This window comes from Rheinheimera sp. ATLC3 (genome assembly GCF_059429535.1).
In genome coordinates this window covers 698,081-718,032 of record NZ_CM182103.1, presented here as the reverse complement: position 1 = coordinate 718,032, position 19,952 = coordinate 698,081, and the positions used below count along the sequence as shown (strand labels likewise).

18 protein-coding genes are annotated in these 19,952 nt (G+C 48.3%); 14 read left to right on the top strand and 4 right to left on the bottom strand.

The features are described 5' to 3' along the window. Positions 1–789 (top strand): MlaA family lipoprotein, encoded by a 789-nt coding sequence (locus AC5SV9_RS03365; protein ID WP_475152749.1) that lies wholly within the window; start codon positions 1–3, stop codon positions 787–789. Between the two features lie 169 nt (positions 790–958). Here the strand turns inward: AC5SV9_RS03365 and AC5SV9_RS03360 are convergent, their stop codons facing one another. Further along, positions 959–2,500 (bottom strand): methyl-accepting chemotaxis protein, encoded by a 1,542-nt coding sequence (locus AC5SV9_RS03360; RefSeq protein WP_475152751.1) that lies wholly within the window; start codon positions 2,498–2,500, stop codon positions 959–961. A 191-nt stretch (positions 2,501–2,691) separates the two neighbouring features. Here AC5SV9_RS03360 and AC5SV9_RS03355 point away from each other — a divergent pair, with 191 nt between their 5' ends. From AC5SV9_RS03355 to AC5SV9_RS03335, 5 genes are all read left to right on the top strand, one after another. Beyond that, the gene (locus tag AC5SV9_RS03355) at positions 2,692–3,327 is read left to right on the top strand and encodes an energy transducer TonB (protein WP_475152753.1); all 636 of its coding nucleotides are present in this window, start codon (positions 2,692–2,694) and stop codon (positions 3,325–3,327) included. Positions 3,328–3,363: 36 nt separating this feature from the next. Further along, positions 3,364–3,939, top strand: coding sequence for a sigma-70 family RNA polymerase sigma factor (locus AC5SV9_RS03350; RefSeq protein WP_475152755.1), 576 nt, complete (start codon positions 3,364–3,366; stop codon positions 3,937–3,939). Between the two features lie 3 nt (positions 3,940–3,942). Beyond that, positions 3,943–4,539 carry a hypothetical protein gene (locus AC5SV9_RS03345; RefSeq protein ID WP_475152757.1) on the top strand — a complete coding sequence of 199 codons (597 nt, stop codon included), beginning with the start codon at positions 3,943–3,945 and terminating at the stop codon, positions 4,537–4,539. Positions 4,540–4,653: 114 nt separating this feature from the next. Further along, on the top strand, positions 4,654–5,841 hold the full coding sequence (locus AC5SV9_RS03340) for a serine hydrolase domain-containing protein (RefSeq protein ID WP_475152758.1): 1,188 nt from the start codon (positions 4,654–4,656) through the stop codon (positions 5,839–5,841). A gap of 90 nt (positions 5,842–5,931) precedes the next feature. Next, a complete protein-coding gene (locus AC5SV9_RS03335) occupies positions 5,932–7,350 on the top strand; it encodes an alpha-amylase family glycosyl hydrolase (protein WP_475152760.1) in 1,419 nt (472 codons plus the stop codon). On the opposite strand, the gene rlmA is transcribed toward AC5SV9_RS03335, so the two are convergent. Next, positions 7,347–8,141 carry a 23S rRNA (guanine(745)-N(1))-methyltransferase gene (gene rlmA / locus AC5SV9_RS03330; protein WP_475152761.1) on the bottom strand — a complete coding sequence of 265 codons (795 nt, stop codon included), beginning with the start codon at positions 8,139–8,141 and terminating at the stop codon, positions 7,347–7,349. The genes AC5SV9_RS03335 and rlmA overlap by 4 nt on opposite strands. A gap of 263 nt (positions 8,142–8,404) precedes the next feature. On the opposite strand from rlmA, the gene AC5SV9_RS03325 reads away from it, so the two are divergent. After that, complete coding sequence (locus AC5SV9_RS03325; RefSeq protein WP_134053865.1) at positions 8,405–8,728, top strand: DUF440 family protein; 324 nt, start codon at positions 8,405–8,407, stop codon at positions 8,726–8,728. A gap of 70 nt (positions 8,729–8,798) precedes the next feature. Here AC5SV9_RS03325 and AC5SV9_RS03320 read toward each other — a convergent pair whose 3' ends face one another. Then, positions 8,799–10,355: a peptide MFS transporter gene (locus tag AC5SV9_RS03320; protein WP_475152764.1), complete on the bottom strand. Its 1,557-nt coding sequence runs from the start codon at positions 10,353–10,355 to the stop codon at positions 8,799–8,801. Between the two features lie 131 nt (positions 10,356–10,486). Next, positions 10,487–10,804, bottom strand: coding sequence for a DUF6170 family protein (locus AC5SV9_RS03315; protein WP_475152765.1), 318 nt, complete (start codon positions 10,802–10,804; stop codon positions 10,487–10,489). Between the two features lie 101 nt (positions 10,805–10,905). Here AC5SV9_RS03315 and wecB point away from each other — a divergent pair, with 101 nt between their 5' ends. The 7 genes from wecB (at position 10,906) to AC5SV9_RS03280 (ending at position 19,908) form a co-directional block, all read left to right on the top strand. Then, positions 10,906–12,042, top strand: a complete 1,137-nt coding sequence (wecB, locus tag AC5SV9_RS03310; RefSeq protein WP_475152766.1) for a non-hydrolyzing UDP-N-acetylglucosamine 2-epimerase — start codon at positions 10,906–10,908, stop codon at positions 12,040–12,042. 17 nt (positions 12,043–12,059) lie between these two features. Beyond that, complete coding sequence (locus AC5SV9_RS03305) at positions 12,060–13,079, top strand: SDR family oxidoreductase (RefSeq protein ID WP_475152769.1); 1,020 nt, start codon at positions 12,060–12,062, stop codon at positions 13,077–13,079. Between the two features lie 36 nt (positions 13,080–13,115). Further along, on the top strand, positions 13,116–14,393 hold the full coding sequence (gene tviB / locus AC5SV9_RS03300; RefSeq protein ID WP_475152771.1) for a Vi polysaccharide biosynthesis UDP-N-acetylglucosamine C-6 dehydrogenase TviB: 1,278 nt from the start codon (positions 13,116–13,118) through the stop codon (positions 14,391–14,393). 128 nt (positions 14,394–14,521) lie between these two features. After that, on the top strand, positions 14,522–15,073 hold the full coding sequence (gene rfbC / locus AC5SV9_RS03295) for a dTDP-4-dehydrorhamnose 3,5-epimerase (protein WP_475152773.1): 552 nt from the start codon (positions 14,522–14,524) through the stop codon (positions 15,071–15,073). Continuing rightward, complete coding sequence (gene rfbD, locus AC5SV9_RS03290) at positions 15,070–15,930, top strand: dTDP-4-dehydrorhamnose reductase (RefSeq protein ID WP_475152774.1); 861 nt, start codon at positions 15,070–15,072, stop codon at positions 15,928–15,930. Before rfbC ends, rfbD begins: the two co-directional genes overlap by 4 nt. Beyond that, the gene (gene rfbB / locus AC5SV9_RS03285) at positions 15,927–16,952 is read left to right on the top strand and encodes a dTDP-glucose 4,6-dehydratase (RefSeq protein WP_475152777.1); all 1,026 of its coding nucleotides are present in this window, start codon (positions 15,927–15,929) and stop codon (positions 16,950–16,952) included. Before rfbD ends, rfbB begins: the two co-directional genes overlap by 4 nt. Positions 16,953–17,094: 142 nt before the next feature. Continuing rightward, positions 17,095–19,908, top strand: a complete 2,814-nt coding sequence (locus AC5SV9_RS03280; RefSeq protein ID WP_475152778.1) for an SLBB domain-containing protein — start codon at positions 17,095–17,097, stop codon at positions 19,906–19,908. Positions 19,909–19,952 lie beyond the last annotated feature (44 nt).

The following is a 19,952-nucleotide window of genomic DNA, read 5'->3' as shown; positions in this document are numbered from 1 at the left end:
ATGTCTTCTGTGCCGTTAAAATCTTGTTTAGTGCTGGCTGCGCTGCTGCTGGCAGGCTGTGCGTCCAAACCAGCTACAACGCAACCGGGAGCGACAGCTAGTACTAACGCGCAATATACAGATAGCCGGGATCCGCTTGAAACCATCAACCGGCCACTGTGGGATTTTAACTATGATATTCTCGATAAGTATCTGCTGCGTCCCGCTACTGTAGGCTACATGACCGTAGTGCCGAAACCTGCCCGCAAAGGTTTGGTTAATGCCGCCAATAACCTTAGCGAACCAGCCAGTTTTTTAAACGGTACCTTGCAGGCTAAACCCGATAGTGCGGCAATCAGTGCCGGACGTTTTCTGGTAAACAGCACCCTGGGGTTGTTTGGTCTGTTTGACGTGGCAACAAAGATTGGCCTGGTGCAGCGCGAAGAGGATTTCAGCCAGACGCTGGCCGTTTGGGGGGTTGGCGATGGCCCTTTTTTAATGTTGCCAGCTCTGGGGCCGAGCACCGTGCGCGACACTACAGGCGGAGTTGTTGATAATCTGTATTTTCCTTTAGCACTGCTTAGTACGCCACTGACGTTAACCCGCGCAGCCATAGGTGCGCTGGATGCGCGTGAACAATTGATGTCGATGGAAAATCTGCTGGAAGAGTCACTTGACCCGTATGCGTTTGTCAAAGAATCATACTTCCAGCGTCAGCAGTTCAAAATATACGATGGCAACCCGCCAAAAGCGCCAGAGCCGGAAGTGGATGAAGCCGCTTTGGACGACCTGCTGGACGACTTAGAGTAAATCTGAAAATCGGGCCAGGCGCTAACCCTAATCATTTACGCAGAATCGGTTTGCCCTAAACCAACCGTCTCAGCCCCGGAAGGGCTGAGAGGAGGCCCCATGGATGGGTTTACGACGTGTTGGTGTGGGCAAACCGATGGCAGCTGCCCGGCATTAGACCAAGCCCGGTTTAACGTTTAAAGCCTATCCTGAAACCGCCCCAATGACGGCCATTGACATAAATGGGTACCGATAAATCATGCAGGATCTCGCCCGTATCGCGCTTGTAGGTCTGCAGCAACATGCTCTGGGTATGATTGCCGCAGCGGCTGCCGGTACGGTCATTAAAAATGCGTTTGGTGCGGTTTTGCAGTAAATCTTTTTCGTAGTTGCCGCTAAGTGGCTGGCTGAATTTTTTGTTATGGGTAGGGAAGTATCCCTTCCGATCAACGGCACCGGCGTACAGGATATTATTATGGCGCGCCAGTATCGGCTCCTGAATATCGGGCAGAAACTTATCGGTAAAACTGTCGTACCCTGTGTGATATTTGGTCGGATTAGTATCTTTTATCGGCTGATATTTCTCAGCGAAAATAGCATCACTACTTAGCTGTCCGCTGGCTATTGCGTTTGCAAACAATGCGCCGATTTGCTCCGCTGCCTGCATCGCTTCTGCCAGGATTGGGCTGAAGAAGCTATGGCTGCTAAGCGTGCTTAATTCCCGGTAAACACTTTCTGTTTCCTCAGACAATTCAATAGCCTGTTGTGCTACCGACTGCCCTTTGGTACCGATGTTTTGAAGTGCTTTGCTGATACTCACAACGGACCCCGCCAGTTCTTCGCTGGTGTGTTGTAAGTCAGCACTGACTTGTTCAATGTGCCCCAGCGAGCGTGATGAGGCGCCTATCTGGTTATTAATGTCAGTAAAGCCTGCGGCAACCTGTTGCAGTTCGTGTTGTACCTGTTCGCCAGCGTGCTGCAGTTGGCCCATCTGGCCAGCTGTTTGCTGGCTTTGCTGGCGGATATTAGCCAGCATAGCGGCGATATCCTGGGTTGCAGCTGCGGTTTTGCCAGCCAGCGCCCGTACTTCTTCAGCTACGACAGCAAAGCCGCGGCCTTGCTCACCTGCTCTTGCTGCCTCTATCGCGGCATTCAGTGCCAGCAGGTTGGTTTGTTCGGCCACGGTGTTAATCACTTCGGTAATACGCTGAATGTCGTCGCTGCTGCTACGTAAACGCGCCAGTTGTTCTGCTGCATCTCTTACGGCTACAACCAGAGCACCAATATTCGTTACGCCGTTTGCCAGTAGCAGATCTGCCTGTTGTGAAGCTGTTGCGGTATTTTGCAAGGTTTTGCCAATACTCTGTAACGAGTTTGTCAGGTCGGTACCGCTGCTGGCAAGCCGGTTGCTTACGCCGGCAATATTGTCACTGTCTGCGCTGCTTTGCTTGATATCTTTTATCAGGCTATCGATGTAAAACGACACTTCAGCAGCACCTATTGCCATATTTGACGTAGCTTCGGTGATATTATCGGCCGTTTTGGCCAGGGCTTCGCCGTTGTCGTTCGTTGGCTGCTGCTCAGCTTTGGCGGGCCAGTAAAAGTAGATGAGCAGTAGTAGCGCGGTAGTCAGAACGGAGATTAAAGCGGAGCTGCTAACGCTAAATACCGCAAACTGTACAAGTGCAAGCAGTAACACAAACAACGCTGGTTTAAGTTTATTATTTAGCATAAGTATCTCTTGGCTATACAAATTAGTGATAACTGTAGCGTGTTTTTCAGTGTTGGTACTTTGGCTCGTACTGTCAATCACTGTTTAAGAAGGGCAGACTAAAGTCTATACAGATAAAAAATAAAAATATAACCCCTTGTTCTACGTTCAGGCGTCAAAAGGAGTAACAGCAGAAAAAAGGGGAAAACCAAATGTTATCAATACAGCAATCTGCCACAGATAAAATACCGGCTACTAAGTTTGCAGCTGCCATAGGCGGAGGCCTTGGCGTGACGTTAGTGTTGTTTGCCGCGATGCAGCAGTTAATAGCAATAAAAGACAGCGTAAGAAAGCCGCCCGCTGAAATGCCGGTGATACAGTTGTACGAACAAGCGCAGGACAGTGAGCCTGATATCAGGCCGGTAATACCGGCCCGGCCTGCCCCGACACCGCGCCAGTTGCCGGTGACTGCACCTGAGCCTGCCGATACCGTTAGCGTCGGTACGATGGCGGTTACCCTGACAGGCCCGGTTTTGCCAGCTAGCAGTGGCGGCAGGTTGGAGCCGGCTGACCGGGGCGCAACACCGCTGGTGCGTATTGAGCCGCGTTATCCGGTAACCGCTGCCCGTGACGGCGTCAGTGGTTGGGTACGGCTTGGTTTCAGTATCGATGAGAGCGGAGCAGTTACCGATGTGACAGTACTTGCAGCAGAGCCTGCACGGGTGTTTGAACGTGAGGCAATGGCCGCGCTTAAGCGTTGGAAATATCAGCCTAAGCAGGTTGATGGCAAAACAATAAAACAAACTGGTATGCAGGTGCAGCTCGATTTCAGTCTGGACCAGAGCTAATCTGAGTAATAGCGTTGGCGGTAACAGGAGCGTTATATGGCATTATCCTTTTTCTGGCCCGGTGCTGTGAACCCGGAGTTGACCTCAGAGCAGCTTTACAGCCGTTATCAGCAGTACGCTGATACCAACGCGTTGGAGCAACTGATTGCTCTGCACGGCAATGGACTGTACCACTTTTTGTTGCGTCAATCTGACCGGACACTGGCTGAAGATATCAGTCAGCAATGCTGGCTTAAACTGGTTTCTTCGCATGCCGGCTTTGCTGGCCAGAGCAACTTCAAAACCTGGTTGTTTACACTGGCCCGGCATAGTTTGATTGATGAGCTCAGAAGGTTGAATCGGTGGCAATGGCAGGAATTGGGAGATGATACTGCGTTTGCACCATTTAGTCCGGAGGAGGTTCTGGCAATACGTCAGCAGCGACTGCAGTTTGGTGAGCTGATGATGCTGCTGCCATTTACCCAGCGCGAAGCCCTGATGTTACAGTTGGAGGGCTTCTCGTTACAGGAAATTTGCCAGATAACGGCGCAAGGCAGTGAAACAGTTAAAAGCCGCTTACGCTACGCCCGTCAGTTTTTACAGCAACATTCTAACCGGGCGCAGCAGGAGTAACTTATGCAAACCCCTGAACAATTTGAGCAAGAGTTAAAACATCGCTATCAGCATGACAAGGCACTGCATCCGTTGCCAGCGCATATCCGCGATACTGTTCTGCGTCATGCGGCAGCTAAACAGGCCCGCCACTTTGCATTTAACTGGCGAAACCTGCAGTTGGCGCTAGCTTGTGCGGCATTATCAGTATTAGGCTACCTGATGGTATCGTCACCTGCGCAGCAAACGCCGTTGTATTATCAGGTTACGGTATTACATGATGAGGGTTTTAACGAGACACAGCAACACAGTGTCAGTGAGCAAAAACCACAACATGCTAAAGCTGATCGTTACCAGCAATACCTTGCATCGAATCAACACAGTGAAGCGCTTCATCACCAGGTTGGATTATTAAGGCGGCAACAGCAAGAGTGGAGCATTACCGTATGCAATGATTTGTTTTTAACAATAACACCACAGCTAATGGACAAACTTGATATACCAGGGCAGGTAAACACACGGCTGGAGCAACCGCAATGGGTGGAGTTTATCCGTAATCGTCAGGGACAACTGGTAGCTATTCAGCCAGCTACAGAAGCGTTGGTTTGCCCGCATAGTTAGGGGCCTTGCCAGCGGTGTTTTACAAAGGTCGGCTTGGCAGCGGCAGGTAAAGTTCATACAATGCTCTCTGGCTGGGCAATAGGTGCTGGCACTAACAACGGATAATAATAACGAGTGAAACCGTTTTTCATTGCAGTATTCGGCTGTTTATTTAGCGCTGTAGCACTGGCGCAAACAGATAACATTACACCTGGTGATGACTCGCTGGCTGAACTGGTGGCGGATTTTGATCAGTATTACGCGGCCAAACTGAAAGAGCACAATATTCCCGGTGCTGCCTATGCCATAGTGCAGGGTAATAAAATTATCGCTACAGCGGGTTTTGGTGTGCGGCAGCTGGGCCGTAAAGAGCCGGTAGATCCCTATACTGTATTTCGTTTAGCGTCAGTATCGAAAACCTTTGCTGGCAGCTTAAGCAGTATTCTCGAAGCTGAAGGTCATTTCAGCTGGGACGATAAACTGGTTGATTACGTACCGGATTTTTCATTTAAAACAAAAAAATACAATAGCCAGCTGAAGCTTAAACATCTGTTATCGCAAAGCACCGGCGTGATGCCTAATGCGTATGACAACCTGATAGAAGCAAATGTCCCGCTTGAGAAGATTTTACCGCAGTTTAGTAAAATAGACCCTTTATGTCCGCCAGGGCAGTGCTATGGCTATCAAAATGTGTTGTTTAGTCTGATTGACCAGGTTATTCAGAAAACCACCGGCAAAACCTATGCTGAACAGCTACAGGAACGCATTATTACACCATTGCAGTTGCCAACTGCATCAGTCGGGTTGGCTGGTTTTTTCAGCACTGAAAACCGCGCCATGCCACATGTAAGGGCCAGAGGGAAATGGTATCCGACTAAAGTAGCCGAAAGTTATTATCATTTCAGCCCGGCTGCAGGTGTTAATGCCAGTGCGATAGATTTGGGCTACTGGTTAATTGCCCAATTAGGGCATAACCCGGCGGTATTGTCTGATGAGCTGCTGGCTAGTATTACGGCCAAGCAGGTAAAAACCCGTCGTGATTTACGCCGTAAAGAGTGGCGGCGGTATTTGACAGACGCTCATTACGCCATGGGCTGGCGGGTTTATCAGTTCGGGCAGGATGAACTGATTTACCATGGCGGCTGGGTGCAGGGTTACCGCGCTGAAATTGCTTACTCGCGTGAGCATCAGATGGGCCTGGTGATGTTGATGAATGCTGAATCTAACCTGATCAACGAGCTGGGTACGTATTTCTGGTCTGGTGTATTAACGGCAATTCATCAACAACGCCTGGAGCAAAAAAACACAGTACAAACACCGTGAATACGAATGCAGTTTAGACCCTGAAGGCGCAAATCAGACTATTATTGCTGGCTTACGCCAATAATAAAAAATGACTGACGGGGATCTAATATGCAATTTAGCATCAATCACACGCGCTGGTTTTATCCGGTGCTGCTGGCTGCAGCTTTGTTATCGCTTTGTGCCTGTAGCAGTGCTACCAAACCATCCGCCACGCCAAACAACGTTAGCCCTTACCAGGCGCAGCCATATGTCAGGCTGACTCACCCTGAGTGGAGCAAAGACGCTGCTATTTATCAGATCAACATGCGCCAGTTTACGCCAGAGGGTACTTTTGTTGCAGCGACGGAGCAGCTAAACCGGCTAAAAGATCTAGGGGTTAAAATACTTTGGCTGATGCCGGTACAGCCTATTGGCGAGCTCAACCGTAAAGGAACGTTAGGCAGCCCGTATTCCGTTAAAGACTACTACGGTGTGAATAGCGAGTTTGGCACTGAAGATGAACTTAAGGCCTTTATTGCTGAGGCCCATCAGCTTGGTTTGTATGTAATTTTAGATTGGGTAGCTAATCATACTGCCTGGGATAATGTGCTGGTTAAGCAGCATCCTGATTGGTATTTACGCGATTGGAAAGGCGATTTTCGGCCAACACCCTGGTGGGACTGGGACGACATTATTGAACTGGATTACAGTAACAGTGATTTACGCCGTTATATGACCGGAGCAATGAAATACTGGATACAGGAGTTTGGTTTTGATGGTTTTCGCTGTGATGTGGCAGGCTTTGTACCGCTGGATTTTTGGGAGCAAGCCCGAAAGGAGCTAGATAGCATAAAACCGGTGTTTATGCTGGCCGAATTTGAAGGGCGTGATTTTCATGCCAACGCTTTTGATATGACTTATGGCTGGAGCTGGCATAAAGCCGTGCATGATATTGCTAATGGCCATGCTGATGTCAACAAGTTGCGGGTTTATTACTCCTGGAACGAGAAATACTTTCCGCAAAACATTATGCGCATGCTGGGCGTCAGTAATCATGATCAAAATGCCTGGGAAGGTACAGAGTTTGAGATGTTTGGCGATGCACTGCACGCTGCTATGGCGCTGTCAGTAGTGAGCGAGGGCATGCCAATGATCTATAACGGTCAGGAGGCGGGTAACGACAGGCGGTTGGCGTTTTTTGAGCGTGATCCTATTATCTGGCGCGAGCATGAAAACGGTAATTTGTATAAGAAGTTACTGGCACTGAAACGTGATAACACGGCGCTGTGGAATGCTGAGTGGGGGGCCAGAATGCTGCCGGTGCACAGCAGTGAACCAGCACAAATCCTGAGCTTCGTACGGCAAAACGCTAAAGACAAAGTGTTTGCTGTATTTAATTTCAGCGATAAGCCGCAACATGTCAGCTTTAAAGAGCATCTGCACCACGGCAATTACATTGACTATTTAACTGGTGAGCCGGTGCAATTTACAGCTGACAGTACAGTAAAACTGGCTGCGTGGGACTACCGTATTTACGTCAGGCGCTAGGCTTTTTGATATAGATCGAGCAAAAAGTCGACACTGATGTCGGGCAGAGTAGCTGCAAACTGCTGTTTCTGCCCGGCGCTGAATTTCCAGGCCAACGGTACCATTTGTATCAGGGCTGACACATCGTCGGCCTTCTCAAAGCGCAGAGTAAACTGCAGGCGCTGGCGCGTTAGATGAGTCAGCGCTGGTATGTCGGCTACCGCATCGCTGTGTAGCTGAACGTTCTCATACACAGCTTGTTTAATTTCGACCAGATGCTGCGGGCCCGGGCTTACGGTAATTAAGTGGCCCTGTGGCTTTAACAGCCTTAGCAGTTCTTCCGGTTTCGAGGGGGCATAAATGCGCGTTATGGCAGCAAAGCTGTGATCGGCAAATGGCAATTGAAAGGCACTGGCGACACTAAACTGAATATTGCTATTTGCTTTGGCAGCAAATTTGATTGCTGCCTTGGAGATATCTACTCCAAATACCTGTGCGTCCGGTAAAGCGCGTTTTAGTTGAGCGGTGTAATAGCCTTCACCGCAGCCCAAATCCAGTAAAGAATCGGGCGCCAGTTTTGTCACACTGTCTGTCAGCGCCTGAGCCAGAGGTGCATACCAGCCGGCATGCAAAAAATCACGCCTGGCTTGCATCATTTCTTTATTGTCACCCGGATCTTTAGAGTTTTTATGCTGCACAGGCAACAAATTTACATAGCCTTCGCGGGCGATGTCAAAGCTGTGACGGTTAGTGCACTGATACTGTTTTGTGTTCAGATATAAAGGCTGTTGACACAGCGGGCACAGGTACATAAGAAAATCCGGCCGGAAAAAAGGCCGACAGTGTAGCAGTACAGCAGTGTTTTCGGCAAAGGCTTGCTATACTGGCGTTCATGATCATCTATTCAGTCAACTGTCTGGTGTTTAGCAGGCCTTGCGTTACAACGCTGCTGTGCTCGCCGAAGCAACTCGCTCACGCGCAGCGTTCGCTCAGACACTCTTCGGCTGTGCGCAGCAGGTTCTAACCGGCCTGCCAATAGATTTCAGCATCAATAGAAAGAAAAACCGGAGCCTTAATGCAGGAATTAGAGTTGTGGACGCTGGACGAGTTATGTGACCACGCGTTTGATATTTTTGAAGAACTGGCAGCAGAAAACCTGTCTGCCGAAGATTACACTTTGTATCAGCAGCATTATGAAAGCCGCGGTTATGTTGACCTGGCGATACCTGGTGAAGACTGGGTTGAGATGATGATGCAAGACTTGGAACCCGAACTGCACTATGAAGCCCAAATAGGGCTGACCGGCGAAAATGGCGATGCAGATATAGTACTGGCTCGTATTCTGTTAAGCCGGGAAAAGTATGAGTCACTTTGTCATGCCCAATGGCGCGGTCAATAGTAAAGTGTGGCGTGGGCAATAAAAGGTAATAAAAAAGGTCTGCAATGCAGACCTTTTTCAGTATTAACGTTTAATGCACGCCATGCATACGTTTTTTCAGCCAGGGGCTGATAAGCAACATGAATACACCCACACCAATGCCAACATAGAACAAGAAGCTAAACAGTTCAGTGTACGCTGCAAGCGCCTCACTGACATTCGCCACTTCACCGGCATGAGTATCAATAGCAGCCAGTTTTGCCAGTTGTGTTGCCAACAGCTCTGAGTAAGCAGTGGCCAGGAACCAGCTACCCATCATTACGCCTACTACTTTTGGCACCGCCAGTTTGGTCACGGCAGATAAGCCAACCGGTGATAAGCACAGCTCACCCATGGTGTGCAGCGCATAAGCCAGTATTAACCACCAGGCTGCCACATAGCCCGCTTCATTCGGGTGAGTTGCACCATATACCAATGCACCGAAGCCTAAACCGGCCTGGATAATACCCAGCGCAAATTTAACCGGAGTACTTGGCTCGAGTTTGCGTTTGGCCAGCGCTATCCATAACCAGGCGAACAGAGGGGCCAGTGTAATAATGAAAAATGCATTCAGTGAACCGAACTGACCAGCGGTCGCTTCATAACCAAGCACGGTGCGATCCAATACCCGGTCTGCGTACAGTGTCATTGACGAGGCTGATTGCTCAAACAGTGCCCAGAACACCACAGTAGACATGGTTAAGATAATCAGCACTATCATCCGATCACGTTCTTCTTTATTACATTGGGTCGTAATAAACCAGATAATGCCAACCAGAACAATAAATGACATACCAAGCAGAGTACTGTGTACCACAGGGTTGTATTGAACCAGTTGCCACATAACCACCAGTGCAGGAATAGTAGCCAGGTAAATTAACCACTCTTTGTTGATACCGGCGAACACTTTCTCTTTTAACAGCGCCGGATTTGCAGGTTCTGCATAGCCAAACAGATATTTCTGGCCGGTTAAAAACACGATTAAACCGATAACCATACCAATACCGGCTAAGCCAAAGCCATAACCCCAGCCGTAGGTCTCGCCCAGGTAAGTTACAGATAAGGTAGCAATAAAAGAACCCAGGTTAATACCCATATAGAAAATGGTAAAACCGGAGTCGCGACGTGCATCTTCTTTGCCATACAACTGACCCACTATGGTAGAGATATTCGGCTTTAAAAAACCGACGCCCATAATGATAAGTGCCAGCGAGAAGTAAAATACCTGGATAGCGCCGGTATCCTGCACAACTACACCGTTTTCAACATAAGCCTGAAAGCCTTCATAAGCCAGGCCAAGGTGGCCCATACAGAGTAAGATGGCACCGAAGGTTACTGCTTTACGCATACCTAAATAGCGGTCTGCCAGCATGCCACCTATCACAGGCATGGCATACACTAAGCCAGCATAACTACCCAGTACATCCAGGCCGCCGGCATCGCTGAACAGGTGATACTTTGTTAAATACAGCAACAGCAGATATTTCATGCCGTAGAAAGAGAAGCGCTCCCACATTTCGGTGAGAAAGCACACATACAGCCCGACCGGATGGCCGAGAAATTGCGGCTGATTGGCCGGAGCCGCCGCAACAGTGCTTGAATCAGTCATGGAATCCCCAGTGTTATTAGAATTATCGGCTTCGTTTATATACAGGAAGCTGACCGGATTATGCAGATGTTCGGCTTAGTTGTCATCACCAGCGCGAAAACGATGGGACAAAAAGGGTAAAAAACGCGGTTTTACTGCTGTTTTCCTGCCTCTGCCGGGTACAGTTGGCTGCGTACACGGCTAAAATCTTTGCGGCACAGCGCAAAAGTAACCGGCCGTGTTATCAACGGATACAATACGACCAGTAACAGGATATAACCTGCAATTGCCCAGCCGTCAGCCCGGGCTATCAGTAAAAATAGCGGCACCAGGATCAGCAGTTTCAGTATATTGAGAGAAATTTTGGTTGGTACCGCCAAATTATCTGCGGCTTTGCGGATAACGGCCATGCGCTGGGGGAAACTCAGGCCTGCCAGTTCAGGAATACTTCGGCTGTTCAGATATAACATAAACGGTTCCTTATTTTGCAGCGGCTAGTTTAACGGTTCTATCTATCGCTTTAAAAGCGCTTTTGGTAAGCTTTACGCCATTGCTGCAACAAGGATCTGTGATGATTAAAGTTCTTAGTGTATTTGGCACCCGGCCAGAGGCGATAAAAATGGCGCCGCTGGTAAACCTGCTGAAACAGCAGGCAGATATCGATAGCCGGGTATGTGTCACCGGTCAGCACCGGGAAATGCTGGATCAGGTATTGCAGTTATTTGATATCGAGCCCGAATATGATCTGGCTATTATGAAGGCCGGTCAGGATTTATATGATGTGACCACCAGCATACTGCTGAATATTAAGCCGGTGCTGCGTGATTTTAAACCCGACGTTGTACTGGTGCACGGTGACACCAGCACGACTTTTGCTGCGGCCCTGGCGTGCTATTACGAGAAAATTGCCGTTGGCCATGTTGAAGCCGGTTTGCGTACCGGTAATATTTACAGCCCCTGGCCGGAAGAGGCGAACCGTAAGCTGACCGGCGCCATTACCCGTTTCCATTTTGCGCCAACCAAAACGTCTGAGCAAAACCTGTTAAATGAGCAAGTGAAACCGGCGGATATTTTCGTTACCGGTAACACTGTTATTGATGCACTGCTGCAGGTGGTAGCGAAAATTGACAGTGACCAGCAGTTAAGCCAGCAATTTGCGGCTAAGTTTCCATATGGCCAAAATGGCAGGCGGCTTATTCTGGTTACCGGTCACCGGCGTGAAAGCTTTGGTGGTGGTTTTGAGAACATCTGTGCAGCGCTTAAGCAGCTGTCGCAGCAGTTTGCCGATTGCGACATTGTTTATCCGGTGCATTTAAACCCGAATGTGCGCGAGCCGGTATTCCGTCTGCTGTCAGATGCCAATAATATCCATCTGATAGAGCCGCAGGATTATCTGCCGTTTGTCTATCTGATGAGCCGCAGTACACTGGTACTGACCGATTCGGGTGGCATCCAGGAAGAAGCCCCGTCACTGGGTAAACCGGTGCTGGTGATGCGCGACACCACCGAGCGCCCTGAGGCGGTGGAAGCTGGTACCGTCAAACTGGTGGGTACCGATACTCAGGTTATTATCAGCGAAGTCACTAAACTGCTGACTGATAAAGCGTATTACGATAGTATGAGCTTTGCGCACAATCCCTATGGCGATGGCAAAGCCTGTCAGCGTATTATTGATGCAATAAGATCAGACGTCAGTGTGAAAAACTGACATCCGGAGTAGTGAATATGGATATTCTGCAAAACCTGCAAGCTTCCCCAAAACGTTGGTTAATTACCGGCTGTGCAGGTTTTATCGGTTCTAATTTGCTGGAAACGTTATTAAAAGCAAACCAGCAGGTAGTGGGGTTGGATAACTTTGCGACCGGCTACCAGCGTAACCTTGATGAAGTACAGCAACTGGTCAGTCCGCAGCAGTGGGCTAATTTTAGCTTTATCAAAGGCGATATTTGTAATCTGGCAGATTGCCAGCAGGCATGTAGCGATGTCGATTATGTGTTGCATCAGGCTGCACTTGGTTCTGTGCCGCGTTCAATTGCAGACCCTGTTACCAGTAACGATACCAATATCAGCGGCTTTTTAAACATGCTTTTAGCCGCGCATGATGCCGGCGTTAAGCGCTTTGTTTACGCTGCATCCAGCTCAACCTATGGTGACCACCCGGCGCTGCCCAAAGTCGAAGATGCGATTGGTAAGCCACTGTCGCCTTACGCTGTGACGAAATACGTCAATGAGCTGTATGCAGATGTATTCTCCCGCAGTTACGGTTTTCACAGCATAGGCCTGCGCTATTTTAATGTATTCGGCCCAAGGCAGGATCCCAATGGCGCTTATGCCGCAGTGATTCCGAAATGGACTGCAGCCATGATTGCCGATCAGAACGTTATGATTAACGGCGATGGCGAAACCAGCCGTGATTTTTGCTTTGTCGACAATGCCGTGCAGGCGAACATACGTGCAGCACTGGCAGATATCGAACATTCAGAGGTATTTAACGTTGCACTGGGTGATCGTACTACATTGAATGAATTATTTGCTGCCATTGCAGACAGTTTGGCTGACAATGGCATTCATTACCAAAAGACAGCACAATATGGCGATTTCCGTGCTGGTGATGTGCGCCACTCTCAGGCCGACATCAGTAAAGCACAGCATATGTTGGGTTATACCCCACAGTATCGCATCCGCGAAGGCCTTTCGCTGGCGATGCCATGGTATATTCAGCAACACAGCTATAGTAAAAGCTAATTTCTCCCGTAAACGGAATTACACAGGATGTTCAAGATGAAGAATATTGCAGACAGTCAGATTGCCATTATTGGTTTAGGTTATGTCGGCCTGCCATTGGCAGTTGAGTTTGGTAAGCACTATGCCACTTTGGGGTTTGATATTAACAAAGCCCGTATTGCAGAGCTGAACAATGGCGAAGACCATACGCTGGAAGTCAGTAGCGAAGAGTTAAAACAAGCCGACAAGCTGCGCTACAGTTGTGAACTGGACGATTTACGCAGCGCCAATGTATTTATTGTTACGGTGCCGACCCCAATAGACAAACACCGTCAGCCCGATTTAACCCCACTGATTAAAGCCTCTGAAACTTTGGGTAAAGTGATTAAGAAAGGCGATATCGTCGTGTACGAGTCAACGGTTTACCCGGGCGCCACAGAAGAAGACTGTATTCCTGTTATCGAACGCGTGTCTGGCCTTAAATACAATGTGGATTTTTTTGCCGGTTACAGCCCGGAACGTATTAACCCGGGCGATAAAGAGCACCGCGTAACGACGATTAAAAAAGTTACCTCTGGTTCAACACCGCAAATCGCAGAATTTGTCGATAGCCTGTACGGCAGCATCATTACCGCTGGCACCTATAAAGCCAGCTCAATCCGCGTAGCCGAAGCGGCAAAAGTTATCGAAAACACCCAGCGCGATCTGAACATCGCACTAATCAACGAGCTGGCGGTTATTTTTAATAAGCTGGGTATTGATACCGAGGAAGTGCTGCTTGCCGCGGGTACCAAATGGAACTTCCTGCCGTTTCGGCCGGGCCTGGTTGGTGGGCACTGTATTGGGGTAGACCCGTATTACTTAACCCATAAAGCGCAGGCGATAGGTTATAACCCTGAGGTTATTCTGGCAGGACGGCGTATAAATGACAGCATGGGCCGTTATGTGATAAGCCAACTGGTCAAAGCAATGATTAAGCGCTGTATTCAGGTAAGCGGTGCCAAAGTGCTGGTAATGGGTTTGACGTTTAAAGAGAACTGCCCGGACATCCGCAACACTAAGGTGGTCGATATTCTGGCAGAGCTAAAAGAGTATGGCGTTGTTGCAGATGTATTCGACCCCTGGGTAGATGCAGCTGAAGCAGAGCATGAATATGGCATAACGCCAATTGTGCAGCCAGAAACCGGCAGTTACGATGCAGTGATTCTGGCGGTAGGGCACAAGCAATTCCGTGACATGGGCGCAGCCGGTATTCGCGCTTTGGGTAAAGAAGGCAGTATTTTATACGATCTGAAATACGTACTCAGCACCACCGACAGCGATTTACGCTTGTAGTTGCTAAATTGGTGCTTTCTGCCCATAACGCCGATGCTTTATAATCGGCGTTTTGTTTTATAGAACCTGTGAAAATGAAAGTAACAGCAGCTGAACTGCCAGATTGTTTGCTTATAGAACCTGTGAAAATGAAAGTAACAGCAGCTGAACTGCCAGATTGTTTGCTTATAGAACCTACTCGTTTTAGCGACCAACGCGGTTTTTTTCAGGAAAATTTTCGCGCAGCCGATTATCGCCAGGCAGGCATTAATGACGAGTTAGTGCAGGACAACTGGTCACGCTCGATAAAGGGTGTACTTCGCGGTATGCATTTTCAACACACTTTACCTCAGGGCAAGTTGATCAGCGTAATACGAGGCGAAATTTACGATGTTGCGGTAGATATCCGCAAAGACTCGGCTAGTTTTGGCCAGTGGCAGGCAGTTGTATTATCCGAAAATAATGCCACTCATCTATGGTTACCACCTGGTTTTGCTCACGGTTTTTTAGTGCTGTCTGACGTTGCCGACGTTATCTATAAAACCAGTAGTTACTACAATGTCGCTTGTGAGGGCAGCTTTAGCTGGAATGACCCCAAACTGGCAATTCACTGGCCAGCATCGCCGCTGCATCTGTCAGCTAAGGATGCCAGCGCCCCCTCTTTTGCTCAGGCCATGGCAACGTTAGGCAAACCAGAATGAAAATACTCTTACTGGGAGCAGATGGCCAGCTAGGCAGGGCATTTCTGGCGCAACCACTATGGTGTACCTTTGATGGGGTGGCATTGAATCGCCAGCAGCTTGATATTACGGATACTGCCGCAATTGCAGAGCAGTTTAAGCTGCATCAGCCTGATGTGGTCATTAATTGTGCCGCTTTTACTGCGGTAGAGCTTGCCGAGCAGCAACTGGAGCTTTGCTATGCTGTAAACACTGAGGCGGTGCGCCAGCTGGCGCAGTTATGTCAGCTTAATAACTGCTTACTGGTGCAATTATCTACCGATTATGTCTTCAGTGGTGATAGCCATACACCTTATACCGAAAAGGATGCTCCTGCGCCTTTAAATGTGTATGGCAAATCAAAATGGTTTGCCGAGCAGGCAATACAGGCGAACTGCAGCAAATATGTAATTGTCCGTACCAGTTGGCTGTTTAGCGAGTTTGGCCGCAATTTTTACAGCACGGTGTTAGAGAAACTGCGTTTAGGGCAACCTGTAACAGTCGTTGATGACCAGTTTGGCTGCCCAACTTATGCGGGTGATCTTGCATTGCGGCTTATGCAATTACTGCAATATTATTCAGTGCATGGCTCCCTAAACTACGGCGTTTACCATCTCAGCGGTACGCCAGCCGTCAGTTGGTATCAGTTTGCCCAAGCGATAGCAGCAAGCCATAACTTGCAAGCCGGTGTGGCACGTACCTCTACAGCAAGCTGGGCAGCGAGCGTTAAACGGCCCAGCTACTCGGTGCTCGACAGTAGCCATTTTGTAGCATGTTTTAGTTTGCAGGTACTTAATTGGCAAGCGGCGTTAAAACAACTTGCTAAGGAAGCACAATGATAATATTGATCACTGGTGGTTGTGGCTTTATTGGTTCAGCCGTTATACGTTATATAATTGCCAATACTGAGCACATTGTCGTCAATGTCGATAAACTTACCTATGCAGCTTCGCCGCAGGCGTTGGCAAAGTGTTCAGCATCACCCCGCTACCATTTTGTTCACAGTGATATTTGTGATTTAGCAGCCATGGAGCAGGTGTTCAGGCAATTTCAGCCAGATGCCATAATGCATCTGGCTGCCGAAAGCCATGTTGATAACTCTATTGCAGCAGCAGGTGCTTTTATAGATACAAATATTCACGGTACTTTTAACCTACTTGAAACCACCCGCTCATACTGGCAGCAGTTGCCCGATATCAGAAAGCGTGCATTTCGTTTTCATCATATTTCTACCGATGAGGTTTATGGTGATTTAGCAACAGCTGACGCAGAAGCATTTACCGAACAAACCGCATATTCACCAAGTAGCCCTTACGCCGCCAGTAAAGCCGCCAGCGATCATTTGGTTAATGCCTGGAGCCGCACTTACGGCTTACCGGTAATTCTAACTAACTGTTCTAATAACTATGGGCCCTGGCAGCATGCCGAAAAGCTGATACCCAACACTATTTATAAAGCACTTAATGGTTTACCTATCCCTGTTTATGGCGACGGTAAGCAGATCAGGGACTGGTTATTTGTAGAAGATCACGCGCAGGCGCTTTATCTTGCGCTTACTAAAGGCGGCGTGGGTGAAAGTTACAACATCGGTGGAAATAGTGAGATGCAAAATATTAATGTAGTAACTCAGATTTGCCTGCTGCTTGATGAAATTAAGCCGTTAGCTGTGGGCAGTTATCGGCAACAAATCAGTTTTGTCACAGATCGGCCGGGCCACGATGTGCGTTATGCGGTTAATAGTAATAAAATCCAGCAACAGATAGGTTGGCGGCCGGCAGAAAACTTTAGTTCAGGCTTGAAAAAGACCGTAAAGTGGTATTTGCAACGGGCAGTTGATAGAGCGTCTAGCACGGTACAATAACATTCGATTAATGTCATAAAACTCGTTAGAATACGTTGGTTTTTCAGAAAATTATCAACCTTAAACCGGAATGCGCAGCCGGTGTCTGCGATGGAGAGCTGTCAGGACTTTATGCAGGCAAAAGGTTAAATGGAGTAATAATGTGTTGAGATTGTTTAGAGTTGTATTATTGGTACTGTCCGCTGTGGTCATTACTACCCCTGCCAGCGCTGTTACTCCGTCACCTGCTATGATAGAGCAGCTAAAACAATTACCACGAGTTGAGCAGGAACGGCTGGCTAAAGAGTACGGTTTTGATTTAAACCAAATAAATCAGTTAAACCAAAATAACACCTCCGCCACAGACAATAAAAATCAGCAAGGAATGCAGCTTACTCCCAAGCAACGGGCGCTTAATGAACAACAACTTGATTTGCAACTCGAACAGAAAGAAGAAGATGAAGGACCAAAACGGTTTGGTATGAATCTGTTTGACTCTGAAATCAGTACTTTTGCGCCTACCGCAACAATACCGGTGCCTGACAACTATATTCTCGGGCCAGACGATACAATTAAACTGCAACTGTATGGCAAGGTCAACGCTCAATATGATTTGACCGTTACCCGCGAAGGAGAGTTACAAATTCCCGAGTTGGGTAACCTTAGCATAGCAGGGCTAACCTTTAATGAGACCAAAGATCTTGTTCAGAACCATGTTAAGAAAAGCCTGTTGGGCGTTGAGGCAGCAGTCAGTATGGGCACGCTGCGTACTATCAATATTTTTGTTGCCGGCGAAGCAAAGCACCCAGGTAGTTATACGGTTTCAGCACTGACATCCGTAACCCAGGCACTCTTTATTGCTGGAGGCGTCAGTGATATTGGTAGCCTGCGGGATATCCGGGTGCAGCGCAGTGGCGCTCAGGTCGCCAGTTTTGATTTATACGACTTGCTGCTCCATGGCAATGCCCGTCAAGATGTACACTTGCAAAATGGCGACGTAGTGTTTATTGCACCGGTGCGGGCTATTGCGGAAGTAAAAGGCGAGGTACGACGCCCGGCATTATTTGAAGTTACCGCTGAAGATACGCTGACCAGTTTGTTAGCTATGGCTGGTGGTGTAAAAGAAGGCGGTTATCAGCAATCTGCTGTGCTGGAACGTTTTAACGAGCAAAGCGTTCGCACATTGAAGAATATCGATCTCACTGATAAAACAAATAGCACCTTGCCGGTTAAGAGTGGGGATGTGCTTCGTATTGGTTTGGCATCGCCTCGCATTGAAAACCGTATTACTGTTGCCGGTGCTGTAGTGCGGCCGGGCGTTTTTGCTTGGTATAAGGGGATTAGGGTGAGCAATCTGCTGGGCTCTATCTGGTCTGATTTACATATCACGGTAGATTTAGATTATGCCTTAGTACTGCGTGAAACCAATAAGCAGGGCGATCTTTCAGTGCTTCAGTTTGATCTGGGTGAGGCAATCAGTCAGCCAGATTCAGTACATAACTTGCCACTTAACGCTGGCGACACCTTGTTAGTATTTCACTATGGCAATACTACTTTTGATCGGGCCGTTTTAAACAAACAGCTCAGTGAAGTATTAAAAGCGCGCTTTGAGCTACCGGAAATGGAGCGCTGGCTTGCCAATGAGAATCTGGCAGATGAAGCTTTTTCCAGCGTGCTGGCGGATACTGCAGACACTAACTCGACGATAATTGCAGAACATCTTATTAACGACAATATTAGCCAGCGTATTGCACCGAATGGATTACAGCTGGACGACGAGCTGGTGCCGTTCTCTTATGAAGCTTTGGTCGTTGAGCAGAAAAAAGCTTTGCAACAAACTATGCAAAGCCAATTAAACCGTGTGCTATATGATCCTGCTTTACTAACATTGTCACAACATCTAACCCGACGTGAATTACTTTATCCGGTGCTGGATAAGCTGAAGCGTCAAGCGCGCAATGGACAAGTGCCGCAAATAGTTAATGTGCAGGGCGAAGTGCTAGTTGGTGGTGAATATCCGTTGGCGCAAAATGCCGGTGTTGCTCAGCTTATTTATGCTGCCGGTGGTTTAAAAGATTCTGCCCATTTTGGACGTGCTGAGCTTACACGTATTATGGCTAACAATCTGGATCAGGCCGGAGTCGAGGTACAGCATCTGGATATCGCTTTGCAACAGGTATTAAGCGGTGAACAAAATATCAGTTTGCACAGCCGTGACACCCTTAACATTTTTGCGATACCTGATTGGAATATGCAACGCAGTGTTGAAATTCGCGGAGAAGTTAAATTTCCTGGTCGTTATACGGTGCAGCGGGGTGAGTCCCTCAGCTCATTAATAAGGCGTGCTGGTGGTTTGACTAGCCGAGCCTTCGCCAGTGGAGCAGTTTTTACCCGTGAACAGGTGCGTGAGCGTGAAACGCTGCAAATGCGTAAACTGATAGAACAACTGCGGGCTGATGTCGCGTCAAGAGCACTATCCGCTGAAAAAAGCTTGATCAGCCCGGCAGATGCAGTGGCAATGATCAAAGAAATTGAAAAGCAACAGCCGGTGGGCCGTCTGGTCATTGACTTGCCCAGTATAGTGGCTGAAAATCCTGCCGCCGATATTAATGTGGAGAACGGCGATGTGCTGTATATTCCGCGCCACAACAGTGCCATTACTGTGGTGGGCGAAGTACAGCATGCTAGCAGCCACAGATTTAGTGATAATAAATCGCTGGAATATTATCTGCAGCAAGCGGGCGGTTTTCGCAAACGGGCTGATTCTGACCGAGTATATGTGATCCGTGCAGATGGATCTGTGATGTTACCACAGCAAAATAGCTGGTTTAGTGTATCCAGAGATCAACTTAGCCCGGGTGATACCATAGTGGTGCCACTGGATACCGAATACAAAGATAGCCTCAGCCTGTGGAGTCAGGTAACACAAATTTTCTACCAAAGTGCCGTTGCGATAGCCGCCATCAATGGTTTATAACCTGAAGCCCGGTAACGGGCTGAACTTTTACCCTATAATGCATT